Origin of the sequence: Slackia faecicanis (genome assembly GCF_003725295.1) — a bacterium.
Classification (GTDB): domain Bacteria; phylum Actinomycetota; class Coriobacteriia; order Coriobacteriales; family Eggerthellaceae; genus Slackia; species Slackia faecicanis.
Genome location: NZ_QICB01000001.1, coordinates 458,443 through 471,559, shown reverse-complemented (window position 1 = coordinate 471,559; position 13,117 = coordinate 458,443). Strand labels below are relative to the sequence as shown.

The window sequence follows — 13,117 nt, the reverse complement described above, 5'->3', positions numbered from 1 at the left end:
GAATTCATTCATGTGCTCGGCGAACGCCGGGCGGCTATTTCTCGGTTCCCAGGAAGAACAGTGCAAGCGTGCCGGGGCCCGAATGGGCGCCGATCACGGGATCGATGTAGTTCACCACGAAATCGGTCACGCCCAGGTGTTCGGTGATTTCGCTTTTCAGCACTTCCACGTCGTCGATGCAGTCGCCGTGCGTGATGAAGACGGTCTGCGACGCGGGGTCGATGGCGGTCTTTTCCATGCGGTCGACCAGCGCCTTGATAGACTTCTTGCGGCCGCGCACCTTTTCCACGGGAATGAGGGCGCCGTCGGCATCTACATGCAGGACGGGCTTGATGTTGAGCATCGTTCCCGCCCAGGCGCTCGTACGGCTTACACGCCCGCCGCGGAACAGGAACATCAAGTCGTCGACGGTGAACCAGTGGCACAGATGGTCGCGGGTTTCTACGACGAAATCGCCCACCTCGTTGAGCGTCGCGCCCGCCGCGGCCTTCTTGCATGCCAGATACACGAGCATGCCCTGGCCGCCCGACGCCGCGAACGTTTCCACGGCGCGCAGCGTGCGTTCGGGATATTCGCCCGCAAGACGCTGCATCAGCAGGTCGATCGACCCGAAAGCGCTCGACAGCGCGCTCGAGAATCCCAGATACAGGATGTCTTCGCCCCCGTCGAGGATCGCGCGCATCGTGGTTTCGGTTTCCTGCAGGTTGGGAAGGGATGTGGTGATGACCTTGCCTTCGCGCATCATGGTGTAGAACTGCTTGAGGTCGGTTTTCTCTCCCTTGAGATAACTGCGTCGTTCGACGCCGTCTACCATGAACGTCATGGGCAAGATTTCCAGACCGAATTCGTCAATCATCTCTTCGCTGAGATTGCTGGCGGAGTCGGTCACGATACGGTATGCCATGGGTCACTCCTTGGATCGTGTCGATGTCCATCCTGGAATTATAGGTCTTTCGCCCGCGCTTCGGCATTGCGGCAAGGTTACGAAGCGGCGCATGCGTCCCCTTTTGCAACCATGCAGCCCGAGTTTGCGGAAAATGAGAACGATAACGGCGTGAAGTTACCTATAATAAGCAAGATTGTCCAATACACCGTGCTGGAGTGCAGCGCGGAAGACGAACGAAAGGATCGGAGTACACGATGGGAAACGATTACAAGCATTCGATGAACCTGCCGAAGACGGATTTCGCGATGCGCGCGAATCTGCCCGAGAATGAGCCGAAGCGCTTGGAGAAGTGGGCCGAGCAGGATATCTACCACAGGGTTTTGGAGAAGAACAAAGACGGCGAGCCGTTCGTCTTGCATGACGGCCCTCCGTACGCGAACGGCCCGATCCACATCGGCCATGCGTTCAACAAGATCCTCAAGGATTTCGTCGTCAAATCGCATGCTCAGCGCGGTTACTACACCCCCTACATCCCCGGTTGGGATTGTCACGGCCAGCCGATCGAGCACGAGGTCGAGAAAAAGCTCGGCACCGAGAAGATGAAGCAGCTGCCCCAGGCCAAGGTTCGCGAGCTTTGCCGCGAGTGGGCCGAGCGCTTCGTCGACGTGCAGCGCGACGGCTTCAAACGTCTGGGCGTCGGTGCCGATTGGGATAGGCCGTATCTGACCTTCCAGCCCAACTTCGAGTCCGCCAACGTCGAGGTGTTCAAGCAGATGTACCTGGACGGCGCCGTCTATCGCGGCCGCAAGCCGATCCATTGGTGCAAGCACTGCCACACCGCCCTGGCCGAGGCCGAAATCGAATACGCCGACGAGATGTCGCCGTCCATCTACGTGAACTTCAAGCTCAACGAGGTGCCCGCGGTCTTCGCCGACGCCGGCGTCGAGCTCGAGAACGCCTATGTGCTGATCTGGACCACCACGCCGTGGACCCTTCCCGCCAACGCCGCCGTGTGCTTCGGCCCCGAAATCGACTACTGCTTCGTCGAGGCCGACGGCAAGTTCATGCTGTTCGCGCACGAGATGGTGGAAACCGTCGCCCAGGCCGCAGGCTGGGAGAATTACCGCGTGGTCGAGGCGAACGGCGAGCCCGTGCTCATGAAGGGCAACCAGTTCGACGGCATCACCTACGCCTGCCCGATCATCGAGGGCAACGTGGGCCGCATCATCTGGGGCGACCATGTCACGCTCGATGCCGGCACCGGCGCGGTCCATACCGCTCCCGGCCACGGCGTCGAGGACTACCTGGTGGGCCAGGAGTTCGGCATCGAGACCATCATGCCCGTCGACGACGACGGCCGCTTTACCGACTACGTGAAGGAGTTCGCGGGCCTCGACACCGACGAAGCCAACCCGAAGATCATCGAGTGGCTCAAGGAGCGCGGCACGCTCGTGTCCCACGTCGACATCAACCATAGCTACCCGCATTGCTGGCGCTGCCACCAGCCCGTCATCTTCCGCGCGACCGACCAGTGGTTCGTCTCCATGGAAAAGACCGGCCTGCGCGAGCGCGCCCTCGACCAGATCCGCAACCACGTGAACTGGGTTCCCGAGTGGGGTCAGAACCGCATCGGCGCCATGGTGGAAGACCGTCCCGACTGGTGCATCTCCCGCCAGCGCAGCTGGGGCGTTCCCATTCCCGTGTTCAAGTGCGCTTCCTGCGGCGAGACCGTGGCTGACGAAGGCACTTTCGACGCCGTCATCGACCTGTTCAACACCGAAGGCGCCGACGCGTGGTTCACGAAGGAGCCTAAGGAGTACCTGCCCGAGGGCACGTGCTGCCCGAAGTGCGGCTGCACCGACGTCATCCCCGAGAAGGATATCCTGGACGTGTGGTGGGAGTCCGGCGTTTCCCACGTCGGCGTTCTGAAGCATCGCGCCGAAGAGGACGGCCTGCGTTGGCCTGCCGATATGTACCTCGAAGGCTCCGACCAGCATCGCGGCTGGTTCCAGAGCTCGCTTCTGTGCGGCGTGGGCGCATTCGGCGAATCGCCCTATAAGAGCGTCATGTGCTGCGGCTTCACGGTTGACGAGAACGGCGAGAAGATGTCGAAGTCCAAGGGCAACGGCATCGATCCGCGCGAAGTGACCGACAAGTACGGCGCCGACGTGCTGCGCCTGTGGGTCGCCTCCACCGACTACTCCGTGGACGTGTCCATCGGCGACACCATCCTGCAGCGCACCTCCGACGCCTACCGCCGTTTCCGTAACACCTTCCGCTTCCTGCTGGGCAACCTGGACGGCTTCGACTGGCAGCGCGACCGCGTCGAGTTCGACGCGCTCAAGCCGATTGACGTCTGGGCGCTGCTGCGTCTGCGCGAGGTGCTGCACGAGGTGGAGCGCGGCTACGACGAGTACCGCTACCACCAGGTGTTCCGCACGCTCTACGATTACGTCATCACGGACCTTTCCGCCGTGTATATGGACGTCATCAAGGACCGTCTGTACGCCGAGGCCCCCGATTCTCCGTCGCGTCGCGCGGCCCAGACCGTGCTCATGAACATCCTCGAGGTCATGGTGCGCATCATGAGCCCGATCCTCACGTTCACCTGCGACGAGGTGTGGGAGCATTATCCCGAGGCCGAGCGCAACCGCGAAGGCCGCGTTCCGAACGTCCAGCTCGCCGGCTGGCCGACGGACGACGATTTCTGCCCCGCGCTGCCGCAGGGCGAGCAGGCCGAGGCCTTCATGGCCCGCTTCGACGCGCTGCTCGAGGTGCGCGACGCCGTGACCAAGGCGCTCGAAGACGCGCGTAACGCGAAGACGGTCAACAAGAGCCAGGAGGCCGCGCTGACCATCGTCGCTCCCGAGCGCGCCTACGAGGCGCTGGCCGCATCCGCCGATGAAGACCTCGAAGAGCTCTTCATCGTGGCCGAGGTGGCCGTCGAGCGCGGCGAGGGCGAGGACATCGAAGTGACGGTTGCCAAGACCGCCGCCGAGAAGTGCCCGCGCTGCTGGAACTACCGCGAGCTCGGCACGGACGCCTCCCATCCCGAGGTGTGCGCTCGCTGCGCGGCGGTCCTTCAGGGCATGGGCGAATAGCGTCCATGGCGCTCAACGGGAAGAGCTCGTTGGCGAGAAGCGGCGGCGTCTTCGCGGGCGTCGCCGCGATCTGGCTCGTCATCGACCAGCTGACCAAGGCGTATTTCGAAGGCGCCTATGCGCTCGGACAGGCGTCCGAGGCGACGTACGGGCTGTTCAGGTTCCGCCTGGTGCACAATACCGGCATGGCATGGGGCATGTTCGGCGATTCCACGTTCGCGCTCGGCGTCATGTCGCTTGTCGTGTGCGCGGGCATCGTCGCGGCGTTCGTGTTCTATCGGCGCCTGACGGGCCATGCCGCCACCATGCTCGAGACCTGCGCGCTTTCGCTCGTCTTCGCGGGCGGCCTGGGCAATGCGATCGACCGCTTCGCCCAGGCGTACGTGGTCGACTTCATCGACCTCACCTTCATCGACTTTCCCGTGTTCAACATCGCCGATATCGGCGTGACCTGCGGGTTCGTGCTGCTTGTCGCGGGTTATCTGCTGGCGACGCGAAGCGGCGGCGAAATGCGCGGAGACGAAGCGGAAGGGAGGGACGCCGCGGTTTAGGACGCAGGCGCGCCGCGCGGCTGTGATGGACGTTTTCCGCGAAGGAGGGCGTCGCGGCCGTTTCGCCGCGTGCGCCCGGCATAATCGAACGATCCGCATCGGAGGGTCTTCGCAGGGTTCCGTTTCGCACGGATCCGCGAAGGCCCTTCGCGATATATGAGAACGAAGAAAGGAGCGTCGTCGTGACCGATGTCGCGCGCATAGAAGTTTCGCCGGAGTTCGCCGGCATGCGCCTCGACGCCTTCATGGCTGCCGAAGGCCTGTATCCGACGCGTTCGGCGGCGGCGAAATGCATCGCCGACGGGTGCGCCGCGCTGAACGGCAAGATCGCCCGCAAGAGCGCCACGGTGGCCGAAGGCGACGTGTTGGAGTACGAGACCTTCGAAGACCCGCATGCGCCCGCCCTCGAAGCGGTGGAGATTCCGCTCGATGTGCGCTACGAGGACGATTACCTGCTGGTCATTTCCAAGCAGGCGGGCCTGGTGTGCCATCCCGCCGACGGCCATTACGGCGATACCCTGGTCAACGCGCTGATCGCCCATTGCGGCCGCGAGAACCTGTGCGATGTGCAGGGCGAGCAGGACAGGCTGGGAATCGTGCACCGTTTGGACAAGGATACGAGCGGCCTGATGCTGTGCGCCAAGACCAATGAAGTGGGTCTGGCGCTGATGGAAGATATCCGTACGCGCGACGTCGACCGCCATTACCTGGCGCTCGTGCAGGGTTGGATTCCGCTTGAAACGGGCCTGGTGGATGCCCCGATCGCCCGCGGTGATCGCGACAGGCTGCGCATGAAGGTGTCCGACCGTGACAACGCGCGTCCGTCGATCACCACCTTCGAGGTGAAGCGCCGCTTCGAGCCCGGCAGAAACGACGACGGCTACACGCTGATCGACTGCAAGCTCTATACCGGCCGCACGCATCAGATCCGCGTGCATATGGAATACATCAAGCACCCGTGCGTGGGCGACCCGGTGTACGGCTGGCAGAAAAAGGACAACCTGGGGCTGGACCGCCAGTTCCTGCATTCGTACAAGTTGGCCTTCACGCATCCGGTGACAGGCGAGCGCCTGGAGTTCGAAGACACTCTGCCCGACGACCTGCAGTGCGTCATCGACGAGCTCGACGCTCGCGAATAAGCCTTATGAACAGGTAAAAGAAAGGAGGGGAGACCCTCCTTTCTTCATGTCTGCGCCAGGCGGCGTTTTCGTGCCAAGTTTTGGATTATCGGCCCGGCGTCCTATTTTCCGGAGTTTGCGGCGTTCGCCCTTCTGTCGACGCTTATATCACCACGCCGTTGCAGTGGTCTATTTCGTGCTGGATGATCTGCGCGGAAAACTCTTCGAACGTTTCGGTGTGCTCTTCGAAAGCCAGGTCGCGATAGCGCACGCGGATCGTGCGGAACCGCTTCGCCGGGCGACGGCCGTCCAACGAGAGGCATCCTTCTTCCGTTTCGTAGGGGCCCTTCGCCGCGATGATCTCGGGGTTCATCATGGCGCGCGGCGTTTCGCCGTCCATGAACACGATGATGCGCTTGCGCTGTCCGATCATGTTGGCCGCCATGCCTACGCATTCGTGCGCGTGCAGCGCCAGCGTGTCGAGCAGGTCGCGGGCGATCGGCGCATCGAGCGGCGTGGCGTCTTCGCTTTGCTGCTGAAGGAAGAATTCGTTTTTCATAATGGGACGAATCATGGGGCTGTTCCGTTTCTTTCAGGTCGTTGGGACGGCATGCATATCAGACATGCGGGGGTGGTCGGGCCGTGCGTTCGATGCGCTCGCGAGAACGCCACGGTCGACGTCTTTCATGGTACCATCACGGGACGGGCGCGCGGGGCCTCATGGGCTTTCGTCGCTCTATGCATGAAGCACGATTTCAGAGGAGGTGAGGCGAGTGTCGAAGAAGGCGAAGCGGACGCACGCAAAGCGTATTCGCGGCGTTTCCAAGACGGGGGCCGTGTGGCACCTGTCGGTCGAAGAAGCGACGTTGGCGAAAAAGCCGCGTTACAACGGCTACGCGTGCGGACATGGCGCGCATGGCGATGCGAAATACAATCGCGCCAAGGCGCAGCGCGCATGGAAGCATTCGATGGAACGGGAAGGGACCCCTCGGGGTCCCTTCCCGTTTTTCGGCGCGCGACACACGGTCTCCCTCAGGTGCTTTCCCGGCCGCCCAAGCATGGAATAGGGGAGTCGTCCGCTCGTCATGATAGGGCGAATTGAGGACGTCCGGTGGATTCGACGGAAAGCGCCGATTCGTCATTGCATCAGGCCTTCGGCTCTCGTATACTGCAACGGTTGCTTTTTTACCCGACGCTTCGCAGCCACGCACCACCTGCATGGTTTCGCAGCATCGGGCGTATACGGTTCGCGGCTCGCAACGGCCGCACGAAAGCGGGGAAGGCCCGCAGGAAAGGTGGAGCACATGGCTAGCAAGCTCAGCATCAGCAAAGAGCGCACCGCAGAGCTCGTCAAGGAGTTCGGCAAGGGCGAGGGCGACTCCGGCAGCGCCGAGGTTCAGGTCGCTATTCTCTCCGAGCGCATCCGCAACCTCACCGAGCACCTCAAGGTCCACAAGAAGGACAACCACACCCGTCGTGGCCTGATGATGCTCATCGGTAAGCGCCGCGGTATGCTGAAGTACATCAAAGAGCGCGACATCGAAGAGTACCGTGCCCTCATCAAGAAGCTCGGCATTCGCGACAACATCTAGCTTCAAGTCAAGCATTAAGCCCGCTTATGCGGGCTTTTGCATATTGCGGTCGGTGCGGGCAGGGGCCTGCGCTGCTCGCGAGGACGCATGAAAAGCGTGCGTTCCGAAGAAGAAGAGAAAGTGATGAGAATCTTTATGGAAAAGATTTCGACGAGCTTCGAGCTGTACGGCAAAGAGTACCGTCTCGAAACCGGCGAGCTTGCCAAGCAGGCCACCGGCGCCGTGCTGGTCAGCCAGGGCGAAACCACGTGCCTGGTGACCGCCGTCGTGTCCAAAGAGCAGAAAGACTACGACTTCTTTCCGCTGACGGTCGACTTCATCGAGAAGATGTACGCGGTCGGCCGCATTCCCGGCGGCTACCTGAAGCGCGAGGCGAAGCCCTCCGACAAGGGTACGCTGACCGCCCGTATGATCGACCGTCCGATCCGCCCCGGCTTCGTCGACGGCTTCAAGCAGGAAGTCCACGTGGTCGCCACCACGCTGGCCTGCGACGGCCAGAACCCGCCCGACTGCATCTGCGTCGGCGGCGCGTCCGCTGCGCTTCTGTGCGGCGGCACCCCCTTCGACGGTCCCGCGGCCTGCGTGCGCATCGCCCGCGATAAGGAGACCGGCGAATTCATCGTCAACCCCACCTACGCCGAGCAGGAGAATTCCGACCTCGAGCTCACGATCGCAGGCACCCGAGACTACATCTCCATGGTCGAGGCCGGCGCCGACGAGGTGACCGAGGAAGACATGCTCGCCGCCATGGAGTTCGGCCAGGAGGCCATCGCCGCCTTCTGCGAGAAGCAGGCCGAGTTCTTGGCCCTCGTCGCTCCCGAGCCTAAGGAATACCCGATTCACGTGGCCGATCCTTCGATCGCCGAGCGCGTGAACGCCCACTTCGACGAGATGAGCGCGGCTCTCAAAGACGCCGACAAACTTTCCCGCATGGGCAAGGTCGAAGAGCTCAAGGCCTCCATCAAGGAGAACGATTTCTCCGAGGAGGAGCGCGAGATGTGGCGCAGCGACATCGCCGCCGCCTGCAAGGCGCTCGAGAAGCACGCCATGCGCACCATGGTGATCGAGACGGGCGAGCGTGCCGACGGCCGTAGCGCCACGGAAATCCGCCCGCTCTACATTCGCCCGGGCTACCTGCCCCGCGTCCACGGCTCCGGCCTGTTCCAGCGCGGCCAGACCCAGGCGCTGTCCGTGTGCACCCTGGGCCTGCTCAACGAGGCCCAGCGTCTCGACACGATCGACCCGCAGGAATCCAAGCGCTACATGCACCAGTACAACTTCCCGCCGTACTGCACGGGCGAAGTGGGCCGCATGGGCGCCCCGAAGCGCCGCGAAATCGGCCATGGCGCCCTCGCCGAGCGCGCCATCCTGCCGATTCTGCCCTCCGAGGACGAGTTCCCCTACGCGATCCGCGTGGTGTCTGAGATCCTCGAGTCAAACGGCTCTTCGTCCATGGCTTCCACCTGCGGTTCCACCCTGGCGCTCATGGACGCCGGCGTGCCCATCAAGGCGCCCGTCTCCGGCATCGCCATGGGCCTGATCAAGGAAGGCGACGACGTCGTCATCCTCTCCGACATCCAGGGCCTCGAGGACTTCCTCGGCGACATGGACTTCAAGGTGACGGGCACCGCAAACGGCATCACCGCGCTGCAGATGGACAACAAGGCCAAGGGTCTGTCCACTGAAATCCTCGGCCGTGCGCTCCAGCAGGCCAAGGAAGGCCGCGCCCACATCCTGTCCGCCATGCTCGACGAAATCGCCGCGCCGCGCGAAGAGCTGCGCGACACCGCTCCGCGCATCGAGACCATCCATATTCCGGTCGAGAAGATCCGCGAGGTCATCGGCAAGGGCGGCGAAACGATCCGCGGCATCCAGGATTCCACCGGCGCCAGCATCGACATCCAGGAAGACGGCACCGTGCATGTGGCCGCCGTCGACCAGGAGGCCGGCCGCGCCGCGCGCGCTGCCATCGAGGCTATCGTCAAGGAGCCCGAGGTGGGCGAGGTCTACGAGGGTCCCGTCGTCGGCATCCAGAGCTTCGGGGCGTTCGTCAAGCTCACGCCTTCCAAGGACGGCCTGCTGCACATCTCCCGCATGGCCAACGGCCGCGTGGGCCAGGTCGAAGACGTCCTCAACATGGGCGACGTGGTGAAGGTCGAGGTCATCGAAATCGACCCGAAGAACGGCAAAATCTCGCTCGACCGTCTGGACAAGCCCGACGCTCCCGAGAGCAGCGCCCCTGCCCGCGAGCAGCGCGGCGAGGGCCGCGAAGGCCGTGACGGTCGCGAAGGCCGCGGCGGCGACCGCCGCGAGCGCGCCGACCGCCGTCCGGGCCGCGCCAACCGCGAGGCTGCGAACAATGAGCATCGCACCCCGCGCCGCCGCCACTAGGCGCATCATTCGTCGAATCGTCCGTGCTCTCGTCGTTTTTGCGGAGCGCGGACGCTTGAAAAACGAGGTGGTACGTTATATCATGTCCCCTCGCATGTTTTTTGAAGCAACTTGTATACATGAAGGAGTCTACTGAAATGGCAGTTAAGATTCGTCTCGCCCGCCATGGCGCCAAGAAGAAGCCGATCTACCGCGTGGTCGTTGCCGACGCCCATAGCCCTCGCGACGGTCGTTACATCGAGCAGGTCGGCCGCTACAACCCCAACGTCGAGCCCTCCGAGATCGTTCTCGACCTCGAGAAGGTCGAGAAGTGGGTCGCCAACGGCGCTCAGCCTACTGACACCGTCAAGCGTCTCATCGAGACCGCCAAGAAGGCTCAGTAGCAATGTCTCAGACGTCATCCGACATCGTCGCCTTGGTGCGTGAAATCGTCGAGCCTCTTGTCGAAGACAAAGAGGCTGTCGAGGTGTCCTCTTCTTTTTCCGAGAGCGGCTCCGAGCTCGTCGAGATTCGCGTCGCCGCCGATGACGCCGGAAAGGTCATCGGCCGCCAGGGCCGCGTCATCAAGTCCATCCGCATCCTCGCTCGCGCCGCGGCCTGCGCCGACGGCGGCGATGTCGAGGTCGAGCTCATCGAGGATTAGCTTATGGCGCGTCGTTGGGCTGACGTAGCTGAACTCATCGCAACCCAAGGACTCAAAGGAAGGCTTGTCGCACGTCCGGTGCGCGGCCTTCCTTTCCTTCTATGCGAGGGTTTGGACGTGCATTTCGTGCCGCCGACGCTCGACGGGCCCCGCAAGGCCCGCGTGCGCGGCGTGCAGCATCTCGGAGCAGGCGAATACGCCGTCGAATTCGATTGCGTGAAAAACCGCGACGCGGCTGAGCTTCTTGCGGGAAGCCATTGCCTCGCGGCCCGTGCCGACCTGCCCGAAGATTTCGAAGACTTCATGCATTCGAGCGCCGATTACCTGGCAGGATTTCTGGTCGTCGACAGCACGCTCGGCGCCATCGGAACGATTGAAGACGTGCAGGAGATGCCTACGCAGGACCTCCTGGTGGTCGCAGGCGAGGCGGGGGAGATTCTGATCCCGCTCGTCGACGATTTCATCGTCGAGTTCGACGACGAAGAACGCGTGCTCACGATGGATTTGCCGAACGGCCTCGTCGATCTTGACGCGGCCGAAGACGCATCGGCTGAGGACGACGCATAGCATCATGAAGATAGAAACGCTTTCCACATTCCCCCACATGTACGATTCCGTGATGGGGGAATCCATCATGAAGCGCGCCCAGGCTTGCGGCGCGCTTGATTTCCATGCCTATGATCTGCGCGATTGGACGCATGACCGCCATCGCACCACTGACGACGACCCTTATGGCGGAGGCCAGGGCCTCGTCATGAAGTGCGAGCCGATCTTCGAGGCGTACGACGACATCGCCGCCGAAGGCCCCAAGCCTTACACGATCTTTCTCACCCCGTGCGGCGAGCCGTTCGACCAGGGCCTGGCCACCGAGCTGTCGGCGCAGGAGCGCCTGCTGTTCGTCTGCGGCCACTACGAGGGCATCGACGAGCGCGTCTACACGCTGGCCGACCGCTGCATTTCGCTGGGCGATTACGTGCTCACCTCGGGCGAGCTCGCGTCCATGGTGGTGATCGACGCCGTGGTAAGGCTGCTCGACGGCGTGCTCGGCGACGAAGGAAGCGCCATCGACGAGAGCTTCTACGACGGCTTGCTCGAGTACCCGCAATACACGCGTCCCGCCAGCTATCGCGGCATGGACGTTCCCGATATCCTGAGGTCGGGCAACCACGCCGCTATCGAGAAGTGGCGGCGCGAACAGTCTCTGCTGCGCACGGCGCGCCTGCGTCCCGATTTGCTGGAGACGGCGAATATAACCGAGGATGAACGGGCTTTTTTGCTATCATTGCACGGCGAGGCATTCTAAGGCGTCTGTAGGGCGCCTTTTCATTTCATAGGAGGACTTTCCGTGAGCTATGGCCAGCATGCGACGCCGCGTTCGCGCGGTATGCTGAGAACCGTTCTGTCATGGGCAGGCTATGCCGTGCTCGTCGTCGTTTTGGTGTTGGGTATGCAGAAGTTCATCATCTGCCCGTACACCATTCCTTCCGGGTCGATGGAAGACACGATCGAAATCGGCGACAACGTCTGGTCCGAGAAGATTACCTACTATTTCCGCGACGTCGAACCGGGCGACATCATCACGTTCGACGACCCCGAAATTCCCGGGCGCACGCTGATCAAGCGCGCCATCGCCGTGGGCGGCCAGACGGTCGACCTCATCGAAGGCGTCGTCTATGTCGACGGCGTCGCGCTCGACGAGCCCTACACGCAGGGCGAGCCCACCGCGCCGCTCAAGACGGCCTCGGGCGTCGATATCCTCTACCCGTACACGGTTCCCGAAGGCGAGATTTGGGTCATGGGCGACAACCGCATGAATTCCGCCGACTCGCGCTACTTCGGTTCCATCGACGAGGCGTCCGTGAGCGGGCGCGCCGTCGCGATCTATTGGCCCCTCGATCATATAGGAGTGCTTTAATCATGAGTCATGCCGCTAAGCCCGACGCGCTCAGCTTCCAGGACATCATCCTGACGCTGCAGCGTTACTGGGCCGATCTGGGCTGCGTGGTGCTGCAGCCCTACGATAACGAAGTCGGCGCGGGCACCAATGCGCCTGCGACCACGCTTCGCTCGCTGGGCCCCGACACCTGGCGCACCTGCTACGTGCAGGGCTGCCGCCGTCCTACCGACGGCCGCTACGGCGAAAACCCCAACCGCACGCAGTTCTATTACCAGTTCCAGGTTCTCATGAAGCCCTCCCCGGACGATATCCAGGAGCTCTACCTGGGCAGCCTGCGCGCCATCGGCATCGACACCGATAAGCACGACGTGCGCTTCGTCGAAGACGACTGGGAAAGCCCGACGCTGGGCGCCTGGGGCCTCGGCTGGGAAGTCTGGATCGACGGCATGGAAGTGACCCAGTTCACCTACTTCCAGCAGGTCGGCGGCTTCGAGTGCAGCCCCGTTCCCGTTGAAATCGCCTACGGCCTGGAGCGTCTGACCATGTACATCCAGGGCGTCGACAGCATGTTCGACATCGTGTGGAGCCGCGGCAAGGACGGCCTGGTCTTCACCTACGGCGACGTCTATCTTGAAAACGAGCGCCAGTATTCCCGCTACAACTTCGAGGTGGCCGATACCGACTTCCTGTTCCAGGAATTCAACGACCGCGAGGCCGAGTGCCTGCGCACCCTCGAGGCGGGCCTGCCGCTTCCGGCGTACGACAGCGTTTTGAAATGCTGCCACGCCTTCAACCTGCTCGACGCGCGCGGCGTCATTTCCGCCACCGAGCGTATGGGCTACATCCTTCGCGTCCGCACGATCGCCAAGGCGTGCTGCGCGTCGTATATGGAACATGTCGTGGGCGTCAAGCCCGAAGCCGATTCGAAGGAGGCATAG

13 protein-coding genes are annotated in these 13,117 nt (G+C 62.9%); 11 read left to right on the top strand and 2 right to left on the bottom strand.

The features are described from left to right. Positions 1 to 34: 34 nt before the first annotated feature. Positions 35 to 904, bottom strand: a complete 870-nt coding sequence (locus DMP07_RS02150) for a DegV family protein (protein ID WP_123197492.1) — start codon at positions 902 to 904, stop codon at positions 35 to 37. A 236-nt stretch (positions 905 to 1,140) separates the two neighbouring features. On the opposite strand from DMP07_RS02150, the gene ileS reads away from it, so the two are divergent. The 3 genes from ileS (at position 1,141) to DMP07_RS02135 (ending at position 5,677) form a co-directional block, all read left to right on the top strand. Continuing rightward, on the top strand, positions 1,141 to 3,987 hold the full coding sequence (gene ileS / locus DMP07_RS02145) for an isoleucine--tRNA ligase (protein WP_123197491.1): 2,847 nt from the start codon (positions 1,141 to 1,143) through the stop codon (positions 3,985 to 3,987). Positions 3,988 to 3,992: 5 nt separating this feature from the next. Further along, positions 3,993 to 4,538 (top strand): signal peptidase II, encoded by a 546-nt coding sequence (gene lspA, locus DMP07_RS02140; protein ID WP_123197490.1) that lies wholly within the window; start codon positions 3,993 to 3,995, stop codon positions 4,536 to 4,538. A 182-nt stretch (positions 4,539 to 4,720) separates the two neighbouring features. Then, on the top strand, positions 4,721 to 5,677 hold the full coding sequence (locus DMP07_RS02135) for an RluA family pseudouridine synthase (RefSeq protein ID WP_244594814.1): 957 nt from the start codon (positions 4,721 to 4,723) through the stop codon (positions 5,675 to 5,677). A 142-nt stretch (positions 5,678 to 5,819) separates the two neighbouring features. Here DMP07_RS02135 and DMP07_RS02130 read toward each other — a convergent pair whose 3' ends face one another. Further along, the gene (locus tag DMP07_RS02130) at positions 5,820 to 6,230 is read right to left on the bottom strand and encodes a peptide deformylase (protein ID WP_123197489.1); all 411 of its coding nucleotides are present in this window, start codon (positions 6,228 to 6,230) and stop codon (positions 5,820 to 5,822) included. A gap of 730 nt (positions 6,231 to 6,960) precedes the next feature. Between DMP07_RS02130 and rpsO the strand changes: the two genes are divergently transcribed. From rpsO to DMP07_RS02085, 8 genes are all read left to right on the top strand, one after another. Then, positions 6,961 to 7,248, top strand: a complete 288-nt coding sequence (rpsO, locus tag DMP07_RS02120) for a 30S ribosomal protein S15 (protein WP_123197487.1) — start codon at positions 6,961 to 6,963, stop codon at positions 7,246 to 7,248. 135 nt (positions 7,249 to 7,383) lie between these two features. Then, a complete protein-coding gene (locus DMP07_RS02115) occupies positions 7,384 to 9,639 on the top strand; it encodes a polyribonucleotide nucleotidyltransferase (RefSeq protein ID WP_162843071.1) in 2,256 nt (751 codons plus the stop codon). Positions 9,640 to 9,776: 137 nt separating this feature from the next. Beyond that, a complete protein-coding gene (gene rpsP / locus DMP07_RS02110; RefSeq protein ID WP_123197486.1) occupies positions 9,777 to 10,022 on the top strand; it encodes a 30S ribosomal protein S16 in 246 nt (81 codons plus the stop codon). A gap of 2 nt (positions 10,023 to 10,024) precedes the next feature. Further along, the gene (locus DMP07_RS02105) at positions 10,025 to 10,282 is read left to right on the top strand and encodes a KH domain-containing protein (RefSeq protein WP_123197485.1); all 258 of its coding nucleotides are present in this window, start codon (positions 10,025 to 10,027) and stop codon (positions 10,280 to 10,282) included. Between the two features lie 117 nt (positions 10,283 to 10,399). Then, positions 10,400 to 10,849: a ribosome maturation factor RimM gene (locus DMP07_RS02100; protein WP_244594822.1), complete on the top strand. Its 450-nt coding sequence runs from the start codon at positions 10,400 to 10,402 to the stop codon at positions 10,847 to 10,849. A gap of 4 nt (positions 10,850 to 10,853) precedes the next feature. After that, on the top strand, positions 10,854 to 11,585 hold the full coding sequence (trmD, locus tag DMP07_RS02095; protein WP_123197483.1) for a tRNA (guanosine(37)-N1)-methyltransferase TrmD: 732 nt from the start codon (positions 10,854 to 10,856) through the stop codon (positions 11,583 to 11,585). Positions 11,586 to 11,627: 42 nt separating this feature from the next. Then, positions 11,628 to 12,197, top strand: a complete 570-nt coding sequence (gene lepB, locus DMP07_RS02090) for a signal peptidase I (RefSeq protein ID WP_123197482.1) — start codon at positions 11,628 to 11,630, stop codon at positions 12,195 to 12,197. A 2-nt stretch (positions 12,198 to 12,199) separates the two neighbouring features. Then, on the top strand, positions 12,200 to 13,117 hold the full coding sequence (locus DMP07_RS02085; protein ID WP_123197481.1) for a glycine--tRNA ligase subunit alpha: 918 nt from the start codon (positions 12,200 to 12,202) through the stop codon (positions 13,115 to 13,117).

Excerpts from the sequence above, each read along its gene's own strand:
- trmD (WP_123197483.1), top strand. The coding sequence starts at position 10,854 with ATGAAGATAGAAACGCTTTCCACATTCCCCCACATGTACGATTCCGTG.
- DMP07_RS02115 (WP_162843071.1), top strand. The coding sequence starts at position 7,384 with ATGGAAAAGATTTCGACGAGCTTCGAGCTGTACGGCAAAGAGTACCGT.
- rpsP (WP_123197486.1), top strand. The coding sequence starts at position 9,777 with ATGGCAGTTAAGATTCGTCTCGCCCGCCATGGCGCCAAGAAGAAGCCG.
- DMP07_RS02150 (WP_123197492.1), bottom strand. The coding sequence starts at position 904 with ATGGCATACCGTATCGTGACCGACTCCGCCAGCAATCTCAGCGAAGAG.
- DMP07_RS02105 (WP_123197485.1), top strand. The coding sequence starts at position 10,025 with ATGTCTCAGACGTCATCCGACATCGTCGCCTTGGTGCGTGAAATCGTC.
- rpsO (WP_123197487.1), top strand. The coding sequence starts at position 6,961 with ATGGCTAGCAAGCTCAGCATCAGCAAAGAGCGCACCGCAGAGCTCGTC.
- DMP07_RS02130 (WP_123197489.1), bottom strand. The coding sequence starts at position 6,230 with ATGATTCGTCCCATTATGAAAAACGAATTCTTCCTTCAGCAGCAAAGC.
- lspA (WP_123197490.1), top strand. The coding sequence starts at position 3,993 with ATGGCGCTCAACGGGAAGAGCTCGTTGGCGAGAAGCGGCGGCGTCTTC.
- DMP07_RS02085 (WP_123197481.1), top strand. The coding sequence starts at position 12,200 with ATGAGTCATGCCGCTAAGCCCGACGCGCTCAGCTTCCAGGACATCATC.
- ileS (WP_123197491.1), top strand. The coding sequence starts at position 1,141 with ATGGGAAACGATTACAAGCATTCGATGAACCTGCCGAAGACGGATTTC.